The 20,679-nt window shown below is 68.0% G+C and carries 19 protein-coding genes; 9 read left to right on the forward strand and 10 right to left on the reverse strand.

The features are described from left to right. Positions 1 to 28: 28 nt before the first annotated feature. Both AB0E69_RS35500 and AB0E69_RS35505 read left to right on the forward strand, forming a co-directional pair. The gene (locus AB0E69_RS35500; protein ID WP_360156668.1) at positions 29 to 2,779 is read left to right on the forward strand and encodes a BTAD domain-containing putative transcriptional regulator; all 2,751 of its coding nucleotides are present in this window, start codon (positions 29 to 31) and stop codon (positions 2,777 to 2,779) included. 8 nt (positions 2,780 to 2,787) lie between these two features. Next, on the forward strand, positions 2,788 to 3,219 hold the full coding sequence (locus tag AB0E69_RS35505; RefSeq protein WP_360156671.1) for a S26 family signal peptidase: 432 nt from the start codon (positions 2,788 to 2,790) through the stop codon (positions 3,217 to 3,219). Here the strand turns inward: AB0E69_RS35505 and AB0E69_RS35510 are convergent. The 5 genes from AB0E69_RS35510 to AB0E69_RS35530 form a co-directional block, all read right to left on the reverse strand. Beyond that, on the reverse strand, positions 3,216 to 4,994 hold the full coding sequence (locus AB0E69_RS35510; RefSeq protein ID WP_360156674.1) for an ABC transporter ATP-binding protein: 1,779 nt from the start codon (positions 4,992 to 4,994) through the stop codon (positions 3,216 to 3,218). The two genes, AB0E69_RS35505 and AB0E69_RS35510, sit on opposite strands and share 4 nt — an antisense overlap. A 6-nt stretch (positions 4,995 to 5,000) precedes the next feature. Then, positions 5,001 to 5,567 (reverse strand): hypothetical protein, encoded by a 567-nt coding sequence (locus tag AB0E69_RS35515; protein ID WP_360156677.1) that lies wholly within the window; start codon positions 5,565 to 5,567, stop codon positions 5,001 to 5,003. Between the two features lie 8 nt (positions 5,568 to 5,575). Further along, the gene (locus AB0E69_RS35520) at positions 5,576 to 6,085 is read right to left on the reverse strand and encodes a MauE/DoxX family redox-associated membrane protein (RefSeq protein ID WP_360156680.1); all 510 of its coding nucleotides are present in this window, start codon (positions 6,083 to 6,085) and stop codon (positions 5,576 to 5,578) included. Further along, positions 6,082 to 6,282, reverse strand: a complete 201-nt coding sequence (locus AB0E69_RS35525) for a hypothetical protein (RefSeq protein WP_360156683.1) — start codon at positions 6,280 to 6,282, stop codon at positions 6,082 to 6,084. Before AB0E69_RS35525 ends, AB0E69_RS35520 begins: the two co-directional genes overlap by 4 nt. A 105-nt stretch (positions 6,283 to 6,387) precedes the next feature. Beyond that, a complete protein-coding gene (locus tag AB0E69_RS35530; protein WP_360156686.1) occupies positions 6,388 to 6,957 on the reverse strand; it encodes a TIGR03086 family metal-binding protein in 570 nt (189 codons plus the stop codon). Between the two features lie 54 nt (positions 6,958 to 7,011). Here AB0E69_RS35530 and AB0E69_RS35535 point away from each other — a divergent pair, with 54 nt between their 5' ends. Further along, positions 7,012 to 7,983 carry a WYL domain-containing protein gene (locus tag AB0E69_RS35535; RefSeq protein ID WP_360156689.1) on the forward strand — a complete coding sequence of 324 codons (972 nt, stop codon included), beginning with the start codon at positions 7,012 to 7,014 and terminating at the stop codon, positions 7,981 to 7,983. Here the strand turns inward: AB0E69_RS35535 and AB0E69_RS35540 are convergent. Then, on the reverse strand, positions 7,974 to 8,504 hold the full coding sequence (locus AB0E69_RS35540; RefSeq protein WP_360156692.1) for a hypothetical protein: 531 nt from the start codon (positions 8,502 to 8,504) through the stop codon (positions 7,974 to 7,976). The two genes, AB0E69_RS35535 and AB0E69_RS35540, sit on opposite strands and share 10 nt — an antisense overlap. Positions 8,505 to 8,795: 291 nt before the next feature. Between AB0E69_RS35540 and AB0E69_RS35545 the strand changes: the two genes are divergently transcribed. Next, the gene (locus AB0E69_RS35545) at positions 8,796 to 9,698 is read left to right on the forward strand and encodes a GNAT family N-acetyltransferase (protein ID WP_360156695.1); all 903 of its coding nucleotides are present in this window, start codon (positions 8,796 to 8,798) and stop codon (positions 9,696 to 9,698) included. 107 nt (positions 9,699 to 9,805) lie between these two features. Further along, positions 9,806 to 10,690, forward strand: a complete 885-nt coding sequence (locus AB0E69_RS35550) for a GNAT family N-acetyltransferase (RefSeq protein ID WP_360156698.1) — start codon at positions 9,806 to 9,808, stop codon at positions 10,688 to 10,690. Here the strand turns inward: AB0E69_RS35550 and AB0E69_RS35555 are convergent. Together AB0E69_RS35555 and AB0E69_RS35560 are read right to left on the reverse strand one after the other, a co-directional pair. Continuing rightward, positions 10,687 to 11,142 carry a MaoC family dehydratase gene (locus tag AB0E69_RS35555; protein ID WP_360156701.1) on the reverse strand — a complete coding sequence of 152 codons (456 nt, stop codon included), beginning with the start codon at positions 11,140 to 11,142 and terminating at the stop codon, positions 10,687 to 10,689. The two genes, AB0E69_RS35550 and AB0E69_RS35555, sit on opposite strands and share 4 nt — an antisense overlap. A 24-nt stretch (positions 11,143 to 11,166) precedes the next feature. Further along, entirely contained in the window at positions 11,167 to 11,922 is a 756-nt protein-coding gene (locus tag AB0E69_RS35560; protein ID WP_360156704.1) for an SDR family oxidoreductase, read from the reverse strand. A 90-nt stretch (positions 11,923 to 12,012) separates the two neighbouring features. Between AB0E69_RS35560 and AB0E69_RS35565 the strand changes: the two genes are divergently transcribed. The 4 genes from AB0E69_RS35565 to AB0E69_RS35580 are packed head-to-tail and all read left to right on the forward strand — an operon-like array spanning position 12,013 to position 13,746. Continuing rightward, entirely contained in the window at positions 12,013 to 12,438 is a 426-nt protein-coding gene (locus AB0E69_RS35565; protein WP_360156707.1) for a thioesterase family protein, read from the forward strand. Next, on the forward strand, positions 12,435 to 12,854 hold the full coding sequence (locus AB0E69_RS35570; RefSeq protein ID WP_360156710.1) for an acyl-CoA thioesterase: 420 nt from the start codon (positions 12,435 to 12,437) through the stop codon (positions 12,852 to 12,854). The genes AB0E69_RS35565 and AB0E69_RS35570 overlap by 4 nt, the downstream gene beginning before the upstream one ends. Before the next feature lie 15 nt (positions 12,855 to 12,869). Further along, positions 12,870 to 13,289 (forward strand): globin, encoded by a 420-nt coding sequence (locus AB0E69_RS35575; RefSeq protein WP_360156713.1) that lies wholly within the window; start codon positions 12,870 to 12,872, stop codon positions 13,287 to 13,289. 28 nt (positions 13,290 to 13,317) lie between these two features. Further along, entirely contained in the window at positions 13,318 to 13,746 is a 429-nt protein-coding gene (locus tag AB0E69_RS35580; protein ID WP_360156716.1) for an OsmC family protein, read from the forward strand. Between the two features lie 51 nt (positions 13,747 to 13,797). On the opposite strand, the gene AB0E69_RS35585 is transcribed toward AB0E69_RS35580, so the two are convergent. Continuing rightward, positions 13,798 to 14,793: a chitinase gene (locus AB0E69_RS35585; RefSeq protein ID WP_360156719.1), complete on the reverse strand. Its 996-nt coding sequence runs from the start codon at positions 14,791 to 14,793 to the stop codon at positions 13,798 to 13,800. Between the two features lie 34 nt (positions 14,794 to 14,827). Further along, on the reverse strand, positions 14,828 to 20,623 hold the full coding sequence (locus AB0E69_RS35590; protein ID WP_360156722.1) for a glycoside hydrolase family 88 protein: 5,796 nt from the start codon (positions 20,621 to 20,623) through the stop codon (positions 14,828 to 14,830). Positions 20,624 to 20,679: the final 56 nt, after the last annotated feature.

The raw sequence follows: 20,679 nt of genomic DNA on the forward strand, positions 1-20,679 counted from the left end.
GAGACCCCCTCGCGGCCGACGATGAGCCATGCAGTTTCGCTTGCTCGGCCCGCTGGAGGTTCGCCATGCCGGTGCGGTGGTGCCGATCGGCGCGGCGCGCCAGCGGGCCGTGCTGGCGATGTTACTGCTGAGAGCGGGCCGGGTCGTGACCGCGGACGAGTTCGTCGACGCTGTCTGGGAGCGACCACCTCGGTCGGCCAGGTCCAACCTGCGAACCTACCTCGCATCCCTTCGCCGGGCACTGCGTGCGGGCGGACAGGACCGGCTTCGCGGGGGATCCGATGGCTACTCCGTCACCGTCCTCGACGGCGAGCTCGACTTGATCGTGTTCGACAGGCTCGTCGAACAGGCTGCAGCTGCCACGCTCGCCGGCGACCTGGCGCGAGCCAGCGAGTGCTACCGGCAGGCACAGGATCTCTGGCGCGGCGATCCGCTCTCCGGACTGGCGATCGGGCCCGTGCTGCGTGCGGAGTTGGCCAGGATCGACGAACGACGGCAGGACATGGTCGAGCGTGCGATCGACTGCCGTCTGGACCTCGGACAGCACCAAGACCTGGTGGCCGAGATCCGGGCGCGCGTCGCCGACTATCCGTACCGTGAGGGCTTGCGCCGGCAACTGATGCTTGCCCTGCACAGGTGCGGGCGCCGGGCCGAGGCGCTGGCCGCCTACCAGGACATCCGCAGGCTGCTCGTCACCGAACTAGGAGTCGAACCGGGTGTGGAGCTGCGACAGCTGCAAGCCGTTGTCCTCCAGGATCAGGAGCCCACTGCTCCGGTCGAGGGGTCCGGACGTACGCCGACGGGCCTGGTGGGTCGAACCGTCGAGCTCAACCGGCTCGACGAGCTGAGCCGCTCGACAGGCCTGATCACGATCAGTGGGCCGGCCGGCGTCGGCAAGACCGCGCTCGCGCGGCACTGGGCGCAGCAGGTCGCGACGAAGTACCCCGACGGCCTGATCTTCCTTGATCTCCGGGGCTTTCACGGCGACGAGCCGCTCGCCCCGACCGAAGCTGTGACGGTCCTGCTCCGGAGCATCGGCGCATCAGAGGAGCGGATTCCGCCCGATCCAGCTGCTCAGCTGCAGCTGTGGCGGACACTCGCGACGGAGAAGCGAGTTCTGGTCCTGCTCGATGACGCTCGTTCGGCGGAACAGGTGCGGCCGCTACTGCCGAACGGATCCGGCAGTCTCCTCGTGGCCACCAGCCGGGAGCGGCTGGCGGGTCTCGTCGCCATCGACCGCGCTCGGCCGGTCGTTCTCGAGCCGCTCGACCCGGGCTGCGCGGTGGCGCTACTCGCGGAGGTACTGGACGACCACCGGGTGTCCATGGAGCCGGTTGCGGCTGCCGCGATCGCCGAGCTGTGTGCCGGGCTGCCGCTCGCCGTACGGATCGTGGCCGCTCGTCTCGTGACCGAGCCGAACCAGTCGATCGCGGCGGAGGTGGCTCGCCTCGAAGCCGCGGGCGGGTTGAGTGGTCTGCGAGTCCCCGGGGATCCGTCGGCGGCGGTCCGTACCGCGTTCGACCAGTCCTACCGGCTGCTGGACGCGTCCGCGCAGCGCATGTTCAGACTGGCGGGCAGTCTGCCAGGAGCAGACTTCTCAGTGCCGGTCGTTGCCGCATTGACAGCCGTCTCCACCAGCGATGCCCAGGTCCAGCTCGACGCGCTGTGCTCTGCGAGCCTGCTCGACCGCTGGTCGCCGGAAAGGTTTCGGTTCCACGACCTGCTGCGGCAGTACGCGGCCGAGCAGAGCGCGGCCGGCGATCCCGACCACGAACGGCGCGAGGCCCACCGGCGAGCGCTCGGCTGGTACCTGCATGGCGCCGAGACGGCCGGTCGGATGATTGATCCGCACCGGCGCAGATCCTTCACCTTGGGCCGACCTGACCCGCTCCTCCCGCTACCACGGCACCGGGACAGAGCGGCGGCGCTCAGTTGGTGCGAGACCGAACGGATCAACCTGGTCGCGGCAATCGCGCTCGCGGCCGAGCAGGGGCTGCACGACCTCGGTTGGCAGTTGCCGGTCGCGATGTTCGGGTTCTTCGAGCTCCGCCGGTACTGGTCGGACTGGATCACCACCCACCAGATCGGTCTGACCTGCGCGCGGGCGGCCGGGCTCGTCGCGGTCGAGAGCTGGATGCTGAACAGCCTCGGCATCGCCCTCAAACAGACCGGGAAGCTGGAGGCGGCGTTCGAGTACTACGGCGCGGCCCTGCGGATCCGGCAGTCGATCGGTGACCGGCAGGGCGAAGCGGCAACGCTGAACAACCTGGGTACGGCGTCCAACCGGCTGGACCGGCTCGCGGCTGCTGAGGACTACTACCGGCGTGCGCTGAAAGTCTTCCGGGAGGTCGGCGACCGTTGGGGAGAGGCGCTGGCACTGACGAACCTCGGCGAGGCCCACCGCCGGCAGGAACGGTTCACCGACGCGTTGGCGTGCTACCGCGAGGCATCCGCGATCAGACGGGCCCAAGGCGACCTCCGGGGCGTCGGGTACGTACTGCACAACCTTGGTACGACCTTCCGCGAGCTGGGCCGGATGCCGCAGGCGATCGAGCATCTCCGGTCGGCACTGGAGGTTCGGCAGCAGACCGGCGACCGTTGGGGGACGGCCCGGACGCTCAGCGAACTCGGACAGATCTACAGCGCGGTCGGGATCGCTGAGCAAGCCGGAGACTGCCTGCATCGCGCGCTGGTGATCTTCGACGAGCTGGGCGACCCGCAGGCAGAGCAGGTGCGCCGGCACCTGACTTCGACGGTACCGGCCCCGGACTCAGGCTAGGGTGCGGCATGCGAACGAGCCGGATGCTGCCGCTTGCAGTCGCTGTCGTTGCCGCGGCAGCCGTTGCCCTGCGGAAGGCCTTGGTGATCACGAACGTCCACGGCATGAGCATGGCGCCGACGTTCCGTGACGGCGAGCGGCTGCTGGCGGTCCGAGGACTACGCCGTCTGCGGACTGGTGACGTCGTGCTCTGCCGGATCCCGTCGGGGTACTCCGTTCCCGGCGCGGGCGGCGATGCGCTCCTGGTGAAGCGGGTCGCCGCCCTGCCGGGTGATCCCGAACCGCCCGGACCGGCCGCGGAGGAGGTGGCGCGGATCTCGCCCGGTCACGTCTACGTGCTCGGCGACGCGCTCGGCCACAGCCTCGACTCGCGCACCTTCGGACCGTTGCCGCAGGCATCCATCGTGGGGATCGTCGTCGGCCGGCTGCCGATCCGCTAGTCCCGGTAGCCCGCCGCCTGCCGGTGGAAGAGTTCGGCGTACCGGCTGTTGGCCCTGATCAGGTCGGCATGGCTGCCCTGCTCGGCCACGACGCCGTCGGCCAGGACGACGATCCGGTCGGCCATCCGGACCGCGTTCAGGCGGTGCGAGACGAGCAGACGGGTCGCTCCGGCGGTCAGCCGGTGGACGAGTTGATGCACTTCGTACTCCGCCTCGGGGTCGAGGTTCGAGCTTGGTTCGTCGAGGATGAGCAGGTCGCGGTCGGTGCGCATCAGCATCCTGGCCAGCGCGAACCGCTGCCACTGACCGCCGGACGGGAGCACACCGTCCGCGGAGTGGTCGTCGGCGCTGTACCGGCGGCTCAGCATCGTCTGATAGCCGTGGGGATAACCGCGGACCAGGCCGTCGAGGCCGGCCAGTCGAGCCCGGTCCTCGATCCGGTCGGCGTCGTCGAAGCGGTCCAGGTCGCCGAGGCCGATGTTGTCGGCTGCCGTCAGGTCATAGGTCATGTAGTCCTGGAAGACGACACCGATCCGGTTCCGCAGCGCGACCTGGTCCAGCGTGCGGAGGTCCACGCCGTTCCAGCAGATCCGCCCCTTGGTCGGTTCGTACAAGCCGGTGAGGAGTTTGACGAGGGTGCTCTTGCCCGCGCCGTTGAGCCCAACCAGACCGAGCGAGTCGCCCGGTCGAAGGTGCAGCGTGACGCCGCGCAGTACCCAGGGCAGGTCGTCGCCGTACCGGAACCAGACATCGTCAACAGTCACGCCCTCGTCCAGCGGTGCAGGTGTTGCCCCGGTGCCGGTGAGACAGGCCGGCGGTGCAAGCTCGATGAGCTGCTGCAGGCGACCGACCAGCAGGAGCGCCTCGGCGCCCTGTGCGAACTGCCGGACCAGTCCGGTGGCGGACAACGCCAGCCCCGGCAGGGCGGAAAGCACCACAGTGACATCGCCAGGGCCGACCCGACCGGCGGTGGCCGACCGGATGATGACGAGGATGCCGAAACCCGTCATGAGTGCGGACAGGCTGTCCAGGACGACCTGGTTCCTCAGTATCCGTCGGGCCAAGCCGCGCTCGGACCGCAGGATCGTCTCGAGCTCGGTCATCATCCGGGCGTGGAAGAACGCTCCGAGTCCGAAGATCCGGACTTCCTTGGCGGCCTGCGGTTCCGACTGGAGCCCCGCGTAGAACAACGTCCGTCGCTGGGCCGGACTGAGACCTTGGTAGATCTCGATCCGGATCCTGGTCAGCCGGAGCTCGGCCACCAGGTGCGGTACGACGGCGACCGCCGCGAGCGCCGCGACCGGCGGACTGATGGCCACCAGGACGCCGATGAATCCAGCCAGCGACGTGATGCCCAGGATCGTCGACGTGGCGACCTGGACGAGCTGGTTCGGCGCGAGCTGGGTGGCCCGCTGTCCGAGTTGCAGTGCGTCGTGGAAGTCTGGCTGCTCGAACACCTCGAGACCGTGGTGCCGGTTGAGCGCCGCGAAGAGATCTCCTTTGGCCGTGAGCTCCATCCGGTTGGTGAGTTGATCCTGGACGTAGCGCAGCCAGCTCTGTCCGAGCTGGCCGAGCAGCAGAACGGCGACGAGGAACGCCGCGGGCCACAAGCCGGAGCCCCGGTTTGCGCCGTTCAGGTTGTCGATGACGATCTTGGTCAGCCACGCGGCTGCGACCGGTACCGCACCGAGGACGCAGGCGCCTGCCAGCATCAGCAGCGCAGTGCCGGGCTGGGCGCGCCAGAGCAGGCTCCCGGCTGTGCGGAGACCCCTCACCTGGCCTCAGCGCGCTCCGGCAGCAGTTCGCTCGGGCTGCCTGGCGCCGAGAACCTCCCGGACACCACTGCCGGCTGCGACGGCCCGGCCCTCCTCGTCGACGAGGTAGAAGGTCGGATAAGCCGCCACCTGGAAGGCGACCTGTGCCGCGCCACCGAACGGTTCCTCGGCGAGAACGACCGAGTCGCCCAGCGCCGCGTGCATGCCTGCCGGGTCGGGCGTCTCGCCCGGAACCCGGGCCACGACCGCGAGGACACGTTCACCCCGTTCGGCGTAGGCACGAAGAGCGGGCAGCTGGGACTTGCAGGACGGGCAGCCGTAGGCAACGAAGGCGACCAGCGACTCCGCACCGACGAGCCAGGTTCTCGTCAGTGGCTCACCGTCGTCGGAACGGGTAACCTCGAACTCGCCGATCGTCAGCTCCAGACCGGAATCGCGGAGGTGCCGGTGCTTCTCCAGCTCCGCGATCCGCTCCGAGTGCGTCCGTAGTCGCCTGGTCAGCCCGAGCAGCAGCAACAGGCAGAGAAAGGCCAGCAGCGTCAGCAGAACGACTGCGGCGACAAGGAACTCCATGGACACTCCTAAGGACGGGCCAGTTCGGCCAGGTCGTCGAGGTACACCGTGACGATGACGCCGACGGCAGCGGCCGCCACGGCCAGCGCGATCCCGCCGAGGGGCGGTACCGGCCGGTCCGCACCCGCGGTCACCAGACCGGCAACCATCAGAGCGGCGAGCACCAGGTTGCGTATGCCGTGCCTGGCCCCCAGCGGCGCTGTAGATCGGCCGAAGCAGCGGCAGGGGACCGGGACCGGGAGGGCTGTGGCGCGAAAGGCGATGCCGGCGAGCCCGGTGGACAGCAGGCCGGCGAGGAGCAGCCCGGGCCGGCCGTCGCCGTACCAGACGACTCCTGCGGTGAGCAGCTCGGCCAGGACGACCGTCCAGGCGAGGCCGAGGGCAACGCGGGACGGGATCGGCGCCAACCGTTGGACGGTGACGCCGAACCCCGGCACGTCGCGCAGCTTCGACACCGCGGAGACGACGAACACCCCGGACGCGAGGCACTGCGCGAACAACGTCAGACAGTCGCTCAACAGTCCGGGTACAGCTGAACGCACTCGCAGTTCCCCAGTGCGTTGATGCAGCACCGGTAGAAGCTGGCCCGCGCGCCTTGCGTGCAGCACTTCCACAAACAGCCGGAGCTACAGCTCAGGCAGGCGGCGTGCGAGTCGACGGTTGGCACGATGCGGGTGACGAGGCGATCGGCGAGTGCGACGACGGACTTCACCATGGCGTTTCCCTTCGGCTTCCCAAGGCCGCAGCGGATCTGCAGACCGTTGCAGCAGCATGACGACAGCCGCGCACATGGAGCGCATAGTTCCCGCACATTTCCAGATCAGGGCTGACGGCCCTGCCAGGCGACCAGTTGGTCGTACGGCGCCGCATTGTCGGGGACAGGTACTACCGGGGCGAACGGGATTCGGCCGCCGCGGGGGTCGGCGGGGAGGTACTGCTTGGTCATCGGGAGCAGGTACGTCGCGATGGCGTCGTCGAGCGTGTCCAGGCGGCCGGTCGCTTTCGCGAGGTCCCAGGAGTGGGTTGCGAGCTCGCGGGCGTAGGAGTTCAGCGCTACGGCGCCGGAAACCGTGCCCCACGGGACTCGGCATACCCGCTCCAGCACGCTGTCCTCGGCGAGGGTCGCCTCCAGGGCGGCGCGGCGTTCCTTCCAGACACCGTCGACGTCCTCGGTCTCGGTCACTGTCGGGATGCTGAAGATGTCGCCGCCCGACAGTGCGAGGTCGATCCGGCCGATCACGGTGAGCAGGTGGCCGACCAGCGTGCGGACGTCGTACTCGGTGCACGGCGTGGGCAGGTCGTACTCGTCGGGCCCGACCGAGGCCATCAGGTGCTGGGCCTGGTCGAGGGCGCGGACGAACATCGGTCGGGGGTCTTCGAAGTTGTTCATGCCGACCACTCTCAAGGGCTATATACGACATCTGCTGTCGCATATTGTGAAGAGGTGCGAGCCGACCGGTTGTTGCAGATCATCCTGCTGTTGCAGCGGCACCCGCGGCTCAGTGCGCGCGAGCTGGCCGAGCGGCTGGAGGTGTCTACGCGCACCGTGATGCGCGACATGGAGGCGCTGTCGGCAGCCGGCGTACCCGTCTACACCGAGCGCGGGCGGAACGGTGGCTGTGTCTTGCTACCGGGATACCGAGCCGACGTGAGCGAGCTGACACCACGCGAGGCACAGGCGTTGTTTGCCTGGTCCGGTCGGGCCGCTATGTCGGAGGAGCTCGGGCTGAAGGACGCGCTGCGGACGGCCATGGGCAAGTTGTCAGCGACGCTGCCACTGGAGCTGCAGGACCACGCTGAGGCCTTGTCGGGTGCCATCGTGGTCGACCGCCGCCGCTGGTTCGCAGAGGCCGAAGACACCGGTGCACTGCCGGTACTGCGACAGGCCGTGGTCATGCGGCGCCGAGTCAGACTGCAGTACGCGTCGGCCAGTGAGGGCCCGCAGCAGCGGACGGTCGACCCGTGGGGCCTGGTCGAGCAGGCCGGCCGGTGGTACCTGATCGCGGCCCATCGTGGAGCGCCCCGGATGTACCGCGTCTCTCGGGTCGAGGCGGCGGATGTCCTCGACGAGACAGCGGACCGGCCGGACAACCTTGACGTACAGGCTGAGTGGGAGCGGCTACGGTCCGAGCTGGAGCAGCACCGGCCGGAGAGCGTCGACGTACTCGTCAGGGTCCGGCCAGAGCGAGCCGAGATGGTACGGCGGATCGCCAGCCCGATGCTGGTCAGGGCGCAGCCGGCGCGCGCCGTTCCCACCGACGACGAGTGGCCGCACCTGCGGATGCACTTCCGGGTGCGGGAGGCGGCCTGTGGTGTGCTGCTCGGGTTCGCCGGTGACGTGGAGGTGCTGGAGCCGGCCGACCTGCGGGTCCGGATGCTGGAGCTTGCGCAGGCGGCCGTCGCGACCTACGCCTGACGGGTGGCGACGAAGGTCTGCCGGAGGATGACGTTGCCGTCGGCATCTTCATCCTCGTTGCGCCAGTGGAAGCCGGCCGGTGTGATCCCCGTGAAGGCCCAGCGGGTCTTCTGCAGCTGCGACTCCAGCGTGATGGTGTCGCCGCTCGCGTGCGCGACGAACGGCATCACGAACGCGGCCTTCGGCCCCATCCAGGTCGAGCGGAATGCGTCGAGCTCCGGGTCGAAGATGCGGATCGAGAGGCCCCACTCGCCGTCGCCGTCGGTGGCGCGGGCGGCCCGGCTCGGGGTGATCCAGACGTCGGCGACCGCCCGGCCGTCGAGGGCCCAGGCGAAGTGCCACTCACCCTTCGTCTGCCGGGTGACCTCGCCGGTCTCGTCGTACCAGGCGACGTCGAGGTCCCAGCTGCCGATCAGCGGAGCGAAGGGTTTGAAGGCATCGGCGAACTCCGGGCGTGGTCCGTCCGCCACCATCAGGTCTGCCAGCACCCGGGCCGCGGCCGCGCCATCAGTCATGTCCATGAAGGCTGCTTACGCCGAACGCGGCGACGGCGTCAAGGCTTTCCGGGGTGGGGCAAAGGACTGCCGGAGGGGGCGCGGACGCCCCGCCGCCGGTGACCCCGTCGTGTCATAGCTCGATGGCACTGACCGATGGCACTTCCGGCGGTCGGGGCAATCAGTCCGACAGCACCGCGTAACTCTAGTGCCAGTCTGCCGTAGGACCGAATCACAGGATGCTCGCGGCTGTTGCGATCGCGTTGCTGCTTGTTAATGCGTGGCGCGCCGAGGGTCCGCTGGCTAGGGTCCGGGAGCATGACAGCTCAGTTCGTGGTGCGGCAGGCAGTGGCCGATGACGCTGACGCGTTAGCAGAAGTCCGGCGTACGGTGTACTCCTACAAGGTGATGTCTCCCGCCGCGCTGCGGTACATGCTCACGGTGAGCATGCCGGAGGAGCGGTTCCTGCCGCTGGTCGGCGAGGTCGACGGGCAGGTGGTCGCCTGGGGGTCCGCAGGGCTCAACCCCTGGACCAGCGACCCCGGCCAGAGCGAGATCTCCGTCTACGTGCATCCGGACCATCGCAAGCGGGGAATCGGCAGCGCACTGGCCGAGCGCTTGCACCAGCACCTCACCGAGGTCGGTGCGATCCGCATCCGCACGTTCGTGCAGCCGGAGAGCCTGGAGTTCGCCCACAGCCTCGGGTACGACGGGGCGCGGCTGATGCACTTCTCCGGCGTACAGCTGTCGGCGCTGCCGGACCAGCCGCCGACGCCCGAAGACATCGAGCTGGCGACGCTGGACCAGCTCGACCCGCGAGCGGTGTACACAGCGGACACGGTCTCGTCCATGGACGAGCCGAGTGACTCGCCCATCGACGCGGTGACGTACGACGCGTGGCTCGACGAGATCTGGCGGGCGCCGGGGCTGGACAAGTCGCTCAGTGTCGCGGCGATGGCCGGCGACGAGATCGCGGCGTACACGGCGGTCGAGGTCGCCGGTGACCGGATGTGGTCGGGGATGACCGGCACGATCCCGGCGTACCGCGGCCGCGGGCTGGCGAAGCTGGTCAAGTCCGTTGCCCTCCGCAAGGCTGGCGCTGCCGGCATCGCCTGGGCCTACACCTCCAACGACGACGAGAACGGCCCGATGCTTGCCGTCAACAACTGGCTCGGCTACCAGCGGGTCCAGACCGAGCACGGCCTGCTGCGGAATCTCTAGTGAACGTTTGGCGCCGAGATGGAGCTGTAATCGGTTTCCTTGTGGTATGCACCTGAAATCGGGTTATTTTCCGGGAGACTTCGCTGAGAAGCTCGCGAGGAGATCGCATGGAGATCAGGGCGGCCGCACCGGGGGACGTCGACGGCGCGATGGCGATGCACGATGCCTTGGTGCCGTACTGGGTGGTCACGCGCGGCGCGCTGACCCGGAGACTTGCAAGACCCGCGAGTCCGGGACACGGTACGTTCGCTGCCCTCGACAGGGGTGACGTGGTCGGATGGTCGGCGTACGGCCTGATCGCCGGCTCGGAGCCGGTGGACGGTGAGCTGCGGCTCCTGATGCGGCCGGAGTACCGCGGTCGGGGGATCGGCACGCAGTTGCTGGAGGCAACGCATGCGGAGCTGCGGGCCGGCGGGGCAACGACCGCACGGGTGTTCGCTGAACCCGGCACAGTCGACTGGGCCGCACGGTGGGGGTACCGGCAGACCAGGCAGGTCCACTACGCAGGCATCCATCCGGCGAAGGCACCGGACGTCCCCGGCGTACCGAGCGGCGTCCACCTGGTCCCGCTGGAGGAGGTGGACCCGGAGCAGCTGTACGCCGCCGACGTGGTTGCCCAGCGCACTAAACCGGGCGACGCGAAGATCACCGCGCGGCCGTACGACGACTGGCTCGACGGCGTCTGGAACTCACCGGACCACGTCCTCGAGCTGAGCATGGCCGCGCTCTACGACAACCAGATCGTCGCGTTCACCCTCAGTCTGGGCGACCACACCCGGATCTGGTCGAAGATGACCGCGACCATGCCGGAGTACCGCGGTCGCGGCCTGGCCAAGCTGGTGAAGGCGGCTGCCCTGCACGCCGCGGCTGACGCCGGCGTGCACGGCGCCTACACCGCCAACTACGACGGCAACATCCCGATGATCGCGGTGAACGAGTGGCTCGGCTACGACCGGATCGCCACCCACGCCGTGCTGATCTGCCCGCTCTAGGGAACCAGCAGTACGACGGTCTCCGCCACGCAGGCCGGCTTGGTGGAGTTCTCCAGCTCGATCACCCAGTTGAGCGAGACCTGTACGCCCGCCGGGGTCTCGACCGCGTTGGCGACCGAAGCACTGGCCCGGACGCGGGTGCCGACCGGGACCGGTGACGGGAAACGGACCTTGTTGACGCCGTAGTTGAGCTTGGCGGTCACGCCGTCGACCTTGAACAGCTCGTCGCCGAAGCGCGCGATCAGGCTCAGGGTGAGGTAACCGTGCGCGATCGTCCCGCCGTACGGGCCCTTGGCGGCCCGCTCGACGTCGACGTGGATCCACTGGTGATCACCGGTGGCGTCCGCGAACTGGTTCACCTGCTCCTGGGTGATCTCCAGCCACTCGGTCTCGCCGAGCTGCGTGCCGACCGCGTGAACGACCTCGTCGACGCCGTGGAAGGACTGCGGCATGTCGTGCTCCCTCTCAGTTGCGCGTCAGTTCCGGGGGCCGCCGGCGACATACAGGACCTGGCCGGAGACGAAGCCTGCCTCCTCGCTGCAGAAGAACGAGGCCGCCGCGGCGATGTCCTCCGGCTTGCCGGTCCGCTGCACCGGGATGCTCGCGGCGGTGGCCTTCTTGAACTCCTCGAAGTCGACGCCGACCCGGGCCGCGGTGGCCGCGGTCATGTCGGTCTCGATGAAGCCCGGCGCGATCGCGTTCGCGGTGACGCCGAACTTGCCCAGCTCGATCGCCAGCGTCTTGGCCAGGCCCTGCAGGCCGGCCTTCGCGGAGGCGTAGTTGGCCTGGCCGCGGTTGCCCAGGGCCGAGGTGGAGGAGAGGAAGACGATCCGGCCGTAGCCGGCCTCGACCATGTGCGCCTGGCAGGCCTTGGACATCAGGAAGCTGCCCTTGAGGTGCACGGACATGACCGTGTCCCAGTCGTCCTCGGACATCTTGAAGAGCAGGTTGTCGCGGAGCACACCGGCGTTGTTGACCAGGATCGTCGGGGCGCCGAGCTCGGCAGCCACCCGCTCGACGGCGGCCGCGACCTGGTCGGAGTTGCTGACGTCGGCACCCACAGCGATCGCCTTGCCGCCGGCCTCGGTGATCGCCTTCACGGTCCCGCCGCAGGCGCCTTCGTCGAGGTCGATGACGGCCACAGCGTTACCGTCCTTCGCGAGCCGCTGGGCAACGGCCGCGCCGATTCCGCGGGCACCGCCCGTAACGATCGCCACTCGCTGCTCGCTCATCGACAACTCCGTTCCGTCAGGTGGTCTGCCGGGGATGACATTACCCACGCTCAGTCACCCGGGTAGTACCCCGGATGCGATGATCGCCGTGTGGATCATCACAACCGGCACGTGTACGAGTGTCCGCTGCGCTGGGGTGACATGGACGCCCTGGGCCACGTCAACAACGGCCGGTACGTCGACTATCTCCAGGACGCCCGCGTGGACTTCCTGTTCCGGACGGCGGCCGAGCTGGGCGCCGACGCGCTCGAGACGGGGCTGCTGGTGGCCCGGCACGAGGTCCAGTACCGCGCGGCGCTGCGGTTCCGCCCTCGACCGGTCCGGATCGAGCTGTGGATCAGCGAGATCCGGGCCGCGTCGTTCACCGTGGACTACGAGATCCTCGACGTCGTGCCGGAACGCCGTACCTATGTGGAGGCTCGCACCAAGCTGGTGCCGTTCGACTTCACCGCCAACCGGCTCCGGCGGATCACGCCGGTCGAGCGCGAGGCCCTGTCGAAGCTGGTGGGCGCATGAGCTTCAGCTATCAGTTCCTGGTCCGCTGGTCGGACATCGACTCCTACGACCACGTCAACAACGTCAGGTACTTCGACTACCTGCAGGAAGCCCGCCTGGCGTTCCTGTCCAACCTCCTGCACACGTCCGGCGACTACGTGGACGCCTACCCATGCGTGCTGGCCAGCCAGTCCGTGGACTACCTCAGGCCGATTCTGCTGAGGCACCCGCCGTACGACGTCGACGTGTGGGTGGAGGCAGTCGGTACGACGTCCTTCACGCTGGGCTCGCGCATCGTCGACCGGAGCGGCTCCGGGGAGGACGTGTACGCCAAGGCGACGTCCGTCCTGGTCGCCGTGGATGGCTCGACGCACGCCAAACGGGTCCTGAGCGAGTCAGAACGGGCAGCCCTGCTCGAGCATGTTGTGACCTCTTGAGACACTGGGTGCGACATGAGTGAGCAGCAGAGCTTTTATGACGCCGTCGGTGGGGCGGATACCTTCCACCGGTTGGTGGCAGCGTTCTACCGCGGTGTTGCCGCCGACCCGGAGCTGCGGGCGATGTACCCCGAAGAGGACCTCGGTCCGGCCGAGGTGCGCTTCCGGATGTTCCTGGAGCAGTACTGGGGCGGCCCCAAGACGTACTCCGAGCAGCGCGGGCACCCCCGGCTGCGGATGCGGCACGCCCCGTTCGCCGTCACCCCGAGCGCGCGGGACCGGTGGCTCGGCCACATGCGGGCCGCACTGGACGAGCTCGGCCTGTCCCAGGAGCGGGACGACGAGATCTGGCGCTACATGGTGATGGCCGCGCACAGCATGGTGAACACCGACGAACCGCAGTACCCGGGCGCGATCGACGTGTCCGGCCGCTGAACCTCTCTTCGAAGGAGACAACACGAGCATGGCTACCATCCGTACGGCGAAGGCCCACTGGGAAGGCTCGCTGATGGAGGGCGCCGGCCAGGTCGCTCTCGAGTCCTCCGGCGTTGGCACCTACGACGTCACCTGGGCCTCCCGCGCGAACGACGCCAACGGCAAGACCAGCCCGGAAGAGCTGATCGCCGCCGCGCACTCCACCTGCTTCTCGATGGCCCTGTCGCACGCGCTGGCGCAGGCCGGTCACGCGCCGGACTCGATCGACACCCAGGCCGACGTCACCTTCCAGCCGGGTGAGGGCATCACCGGCATCAAGCTGTCGGTGAACGGCAACGTGCCGGGCCTGACCGCGGACGAGTTCGCCGAGTACGCCGAGGGCGCGAAGAAGAACTGCCCGGTCTCGCAGGCGCTGTCGGCTGTGCCGATCACGCTGGACGTCACCTTCACCGCCTGATCTACAGCACAATGCCCGGCGAACCTGCTGGTTCGCCGGGCATTGGTGTGCTCAGCCGTGGAACTGCGCGGCCACCTTGGTGAAGTCGTACTGGTGCTGCGAGATCCCGCTGCACGAGTCGCCGTCGTTGTTGCTGCCACCGCAGGCGCGGTCCCGGTTGACCGCCCAGAAGGTGAAGCGGGCCAGGTGGTGCTGCTGCGCGTAGGCCAGCATCGCCTTGTAGTCGGACAGCCGGACGGTCTCGCCGTCGTCGGTCTTCCCGTTCATCGACGAGATGCCCATGTGCCGGTACGCCTGGTCGTCGGAGTACCCGTAGGCGGACTTGAGCTTGCCCTTGAGGCCCTCCTCGGCCTTCTGGGTCAGCGTCGCCATGTTGGCCGAGCCGCCGCCGAAGTCGAACGGCATCAGCACCCAGCCGTCGTTGGCCAGCCCGGCGTTCGCGCCCTTCTTGATCAGGTCGACGCCCGAGGAGTCCGGCCCGCTCTGGTCGGTGCCCATCGTGATGTAGGTCTTGATCCCGGCGTTCTTGCCCTTCACGATCTTCAGCGCGTCGACCACCCGCTGCCGGGCCGTGCTGCTGTGGAACTCGGTGTCCTCGATGTCGATGTCGATCGCCTTCAGCTTGTAGGCGGAGATCACCTTCTGGTACGCGCCGGCCAGCGCCGAGGCCGAGCTGCACTTCTCGCCCAGCTTGTTGCCGGACCAGCCGCCGAACGACGGGATGACGTCGCCACCCGCGGCCCGGATGCTGTTGATCGTCGACTGGTCGGAGCCGCCGGTCAGCGCGCGGTCACCGTCCCACTTCGGGTTGCAGCCGCCGTCGGACAGAATGAAGGCGAGCGTGAACCACTGGTTGCCGGCGGCCTTCATGACGTCGGTCGGCTTCTGCGGGTTGCCCCAGCCGAGGTACAGGTACGGCGCTGCGCCGATGCTGCCCGGATCGGCCCGGACCTGCTGGGTGGACGCCTGGGCGGCAGCCGCGGCGCCGAGCACCAGCGTGCCGGCGGCTACGGCCGCAGTGGCGATCTTGAACGTGCGTGAGCGCATCTCGAGCTCCAATTCTGGGGGCGGCAAGGCCGAGTTAGGAAAGTTTCCTATTAGTTAGGGGTGGGGTCAATATCGGCGCCCGATGTTCTTCGTTCATGATCAGAAAGGCGCCCAGGCCGTGGAAGTCGTTCGTGGCCCGCTGGCGGCCGACGTAGTACTTGTAGTCGCCGACGTTGGTACCGATGGAGATGTCCGTCAGGTTGGTGCGGCCGTCGGAGCCCAGTGACACCTTGGCGAGCACGCCGTCGTAGCCGCGTTGTGCGGCTGCCGCGTAGGACTGGTCGACGTACCCACGCTGCACAGCGCGCGAGATGACGAACGTGTACATCGACGAGCAGGACGTCTCGGTCCAGTTGTCCGGCTTGCTGCCCTTGTCGACGACCTGGAACCACCGTCCGGTCTTCGGGTCCTGGTACTGCGCGTACGCCGCTACGAGCTTGCGGACCACGTCGACGAGCTCGGCGCGCCGCGGCTGGTTCGCCGGTACGACGTCCAGCACGTCGATGGCCGCCATACCGAACCAGCCCTCGGCCCGGCACCACACCTCCGACGACAGCCCGGTCTTCGGGTCCGCCCAGGACTGGGCGTGAGCCTCGTCGTACGCATGGCGCAGCAGGCCGTTCGGTTGCTGCAGGTGGCTGGCGTAGATCAGCAGCTGGTCCACGGTTTCCTTGTCGGTGTACTGCGCGTCGCCGAACTCATGGCCGTACTCCGCGAGGAAGGGGTTCACCATGAACACGCCGTCGCCCCAGAGCTGGTGCTGCCGGCTGGTGGCGTGCCAGAAGCCCTTGTCGGCCGTGCGGGGGTAGGTGTTCAACCGGTTGCGGATCTTGGTGGCCGCGACCTTGTAGCGGTTGTCGCCGGTCTCGTGGTGCAGCAGCACCAGCAGACGGCCGGAGAGCATGCTGTCGAGGCTGCTGAAGCTGTTGTCGATGTTCCCGGACTTGTCGACGAACCGGTCGACCCAGGCCTTGAGGTAGCTGAGGTACTTCGGGTTGTGGGTGCGTTGGTAGACCAGGTACTGCCCGTAGAGGTACAGACCGACCGGGTAGGACCAGCCGCCGATCGTGGTTGGCTTGTAGCGCGCCATGGTCGACTCGACCATCCGCACCGACCAGTCGGTTGCTGCTAGGGCTGGTGGGTCGGTGGCAACGTCCAGATAGTCCAGGTTGGGCGCACCGTTCGCTGTGGTGGCGGTGATACGGATAGTGTTGGTGCCGGCTCGCAGGCTGGCTGCGGTGTGGATGGTTCGCCACAGGGTCCACGCGCCGGTGGTGGGGACGGCTACGTTCTTGGCGACGACCGTGCCGTTGACGGAGATGTCGACGGCTCGGTTGGCAGTGGTCCCGTTCGCGTGGTCGAAGACGAGCGTGGCAGCGCCGGCCTGGTTGCGGTCCACGGTCCACTCGACGTAGCTGGCGGTCTGGTTGGGCGTGTTGACGAAGCCGGCCCCGGAGTACCCGGAGTGGTCCTTGTCGACCGTGCTGCCGGGCGACAGCGTCGCCGCTTCGGCTTCGTACCTCGTGGTGGTGCCTGCTCTCGCGACCCGGTACATGACGGTCCCGTGAGCCGGCACTGATGCGCTGATCTGGCCGTTGGTGGTCCGAGTCGCCTTGGTCCACAGGTCTTTCAGCGAGTAGGACTGGGAGCCACCGAGACCGAGTGCTTCAGCGGTCGTGGTGATGGTTGCCGTCGAAGCAGTCTCGTTGGAGAGCGCTACGGCTCGGTCGCCGTTGGACAGGGTCTTGGCGTAGGTGACCAGGCCGTTGGCGGAGCTGACCACAGAGGCCTGGCGGCCCAGGCGGTCCTGGTCGACGGCGATGACGTCCGGGTTGGTGAGGATGGCGTACGTCTCGTCGGACGCCTTGCGGAGATCGGTGCCGATCAGCAACGGCGCCGACATCATGGCCCACAGGCTGAAGTGCGTGCGGTACTCCGTCGCGGTCATGCCGCCGTTGCCGACCTCGAGCATGTCCGGGTCGTTCCAGTGGCCCGGTCCGGCGTACTGGCCGAGCGCTCGGTTGGCCTGGACCTTGCCGAGCATGCTGCCCCAGTTGTCGCTGATGTCACCGGTGGTGCGCCACAGGTTGCCGACCTCCGTCGCCCACTGCCAGACCGGAGGCGGTCCGGTCCGGCCCCACTCACAGATCGAGTAGGTGATCGGCCGGCCGGTAGCGAGCAGCGCGTCCCGCATGGCTTTGTAGCGCTGCTGCGCGTCGACGCCCTGGTTGTTGCAGTTGTCGTACTTGAGGTAGTCGACACCCCAGGACGCGAACAGGCTCGCGTCCTGCTTCTCGTGCCCCAGACCGCCGGGGAAGCCGTTCTTGTCGCAGGTCTTCGTGCCGGCGCTGGTGTAGAGCCCGAACTTGAGGCCCTTGCCGTGCACGTAGTCGGCCAGACTCTTGATGCCGTGCGGGAACCGGGCTGGGTCCGGCACCAGATTCCCTTCGGCGTTGCGTTGGGGGAGCGCCCAGCAGTCGTCGATGTTGACGTACTGGTACCCGGCGTCCTTCAGGCCGCGGCTGACGAACAGGTCGGCGATGCTCTTGATCATCGCCTCGTTGAAGGCGGAGGTGCACTTGGTCGAGTTCCAGTTGTTGAAGCCCATCGGCGGCGTGCGGGCCAGACCGTTCTCGAGGCTCGCAGTACGGCAGTTGCTGGACGAGTCGGTCGCGCTGACCCGCAACGAGGTATCGGCGACGCAGTATCCGTTGACGGACTGGAAGCCCAGGTCGTACGGGCTCGAGCTGCCGCGCTGCGCGGTGAAGGTGCTCAGCCCGACGGTCGCGGCGTCGTTGGCGATGACAGCCGGCCGCCCGTCGTTCTTGGCGAACCGGAGCGAGCTGTTGGTGAAGTGAACGCCCTCCACCTGATGCAGGTACCAGCCGTACGACGGCCTGGTGCCGATGCTGTTCGGGTTGTAGTTCTTCGGGTCGTTGCTGGGTACGCCGGTGCCCATCGTCCCGTTGCCGCCCGGGACAGTGAGTTGCACGTTGTCGAAGGTGACGTCGCTGAGCTTGTGCTCACCCCAGAGCGTCGGGCTGTACGCCGTACCCCTCGCGCCGTCGTACGTGCCGGTGACGTTCTGGTAGGTGACATCGTGGATGGACCCGACACCGGGGCTGCCACCGCAGCGTTTGCGGGTCCCCACCTTCTGCATGATCGGGCTGCGGGTCCCGGACATCGTGATGTCGCGGTAGTGCACGTCGGAGATGTTGCTGCCGTCCATCGAGACCATGCCGAGCCCGGACTTGCCCGCACCGGTGATGTTGATCCGCTCGAACACGTAGCCGGTGAAGTCACCGCAGGTCTCCGAGCCGAACATGAGCGCGTTGCAGCAGCCGGCTGACAGCTGGCTGTCGGAGACGTGCACCTGGCCGTTGTCGATGGTCTTGCCGAGCGCCCAGTCGCTCTTGAACACGAGCGCATCGTCGTTGGCCGCGATGTTCGCGTGCGTGACCGTCACGTTCTTGGCGTTGATCACGTTCCAGCCGTCGCGGTTGTCGGCGGTCTCGATCCGCAGGCCGTCCGAGCTGATGTTGTCGCAACCGTTGGTCAGCATCGCGAAATGGCCGCCGCGGCGCAGCCGGATGCCGTCCACGCGGAGCCCGTCGCAGCGGGTCAGCGAGATGATCTTGTCGGCCTGGCCGGACTTCGGGTTGCCGGTGATCAGGTGACCGCCGCCGTCGATCGTGCCGGTGCCGGTGAAGGCGATGTCGGTCAGCTTGTCGCCCCACAGCATCGCGTCGTGGAAGTGGCTGTGGCCGTAGTCCTGGTACTTGTCGTTCGGGTTCGACTCGGCCTTGTCGTAGGTGTCGTTGCTCGCGCCGAGGACGGTCGCGCCGGAGTCGAGCTGGTAGGTGAGGTGGCTCTTCAGGCGGATGGAGTTGGCGCTCTTGTAGGTGCCGGCCGGGAAGCGGACCGTGCTTCCTGGACCGGCTGCGGCGATGGCTTTGTTGATCGCTGCGCTGTCGTTGGCCTTGCCGTCCCCCTTGGCGCCGTAGCTCTTCACGTTGACATCGGCCAGAGCCAGAGCCTGAGCGGTGCCGACCGGTCGCGCGTACGACGTACCGATCCAGGCCTCGTCGATGCGCAGCCGCTTGTAGCGGGTGGTGTCGCTGGAGGCGGCGTACGTGTTGACGACCTCCAGGCGGACATGGCGGGTCGTGGTGGCAGGCAGGTCGATGTAGACGACCGCACGGCGGCTCGGCAGGGTTCCGGTCTTGATCGGCGTACCCCAGCTCTTGCCGTCTGAGCTGACGTAGACGCGGTAGCTTTTGATGCGCGCGGACTGCTCAGTCGACGAGCGCGCGTAGGCGACGGAGTCCTCGCGTTGGTTGAGGCCGATGAACCGGACCGGCTTGCTGGCGCCGAGGTCGAAGTACAGCGAGACCGGTGTGGTCTTGTTGCTGTCCCAGTAGGTCAGGTAGCTGCCGTCCGCGGCTGCAGCGGCGTTGGAGCCGGCCGAGGCGCTCATGGTGTACGACGACACGGGCAGGATGCCCTCGCGGCCGGCGGTCTGCACGGAGAAGACCGTGTCGTACTGGTCCCAGCTGGTGAGGCCGGTGAGGGTAAGGATGCCGTTGGCCTGCGAGTGCGCGACCGGCTGGCCGGTGCGGAGGTTGGTGACGCTGCCGATCCGGTAGCCGTTGTCGCGGATCCGCAGGGTGCTGGTGGTCGGGTGGGTGAGCACGTGGATGTAATGCTGATCTGGGTCGGTCCGGCTGACGGTGGTGACGCCGTACCCGCCGTCGTTCCAGGCGCCGGGCTTGAGGCCGCCGTACAGGTATCCGCCGCCCTCGACCCCGTGCAGCGAGGGCCAGATGGGTTGCAGATATTTGTCAAAAAGGTTGTTGAATTGTTCCTGCTGGGACGGGAAGCGGCCGTTGACCATCGCGGTCTCGGCCATCAGCGACTTGATCGACGAGCCTGCGTTCGCGACGTACCGCCCGATCGTGAGCCGGGTGTCGACGGCCGGGTTCGAGCCGTCGTACCACCAGGCGCCCTTCGACGGGAGCTTGTAGTCGGCCTCGATCAGCCGGGGCGCCGCGGTGTAGACGGCCTGCGGGTAGTCGTAGTCGGGGGACATGCCGGTCTTCTGCTCGTTGCTGATCATGTCCATGATCGGCGTGTCCTCGTTGTTGTTGCTGAGCGTGTAGTCCGGCCGGTCGTGCCGGATCCGGTCGTACAGTCCGTGGCTCTCCCAGTAGGCGTTGTCGTTGTCGATCCAGAACCCGCCGAGGTCGGGGTAGCGCTGCATCACCTCGACGAAGTTGTCGTAGCTGAACTCGCCGAACCCGTCGCGGGTCGTGAGGTCGACGGTGTGACCCTTGTACTTCGAGTACGCCGCCGAGTCGAGCCAGTCCTGGCCGGACGGCAGGCCGTCGTGGTGCCACTGCGGGTCGTCGGTCATGTAGAGGATGACCTTGAGGCCCTCTGCCTTGGCGGCGTCGATGGTCTCGCGGAGGATGTCCCGGTTGGTGTGGCAGCTGCCCGGGATCTTCGACGGCCACGGCCGGGCGTAGCCGAGGCGGCTGTGGAAGGTGGCGAGGACGAGGTACTGCGTGTGCAGCTTCTGGGCCTCGCCGACCCAGTACTTGGGATCCCAGCCGCCGGACTTGACGGCGTTCTCCCAGCTCGAGCAGCTGGTGTAGCCGGGAGAGGTTCGCATCCCCCAGTGCAGGAACAGCCCGCCGACGGACTCGCGGAGGAACTGTTGCCGGGGGTGCTGCAGCTCGGCGCTGGCCGGCCGGATGCTGATCGAAGTGGTCAGCAGGATGAACGGTAGAAGGGCCGCCAGACAGCGGCGCAGGGCGGAACGTGCACGCATCTCGGAGCTCCAACCTGGGGGCGGTCAGGATTGGTGATTTTGGTTAGGAAGGTTTC

The organism is Kribbella sp. NPDC026611 (assembly GCF_040638345.1).
GTDB lineage: Bacteria > Actinomycetota > Actinomycetes > Propionibacteriales > Kribbellaceae > Kribbella.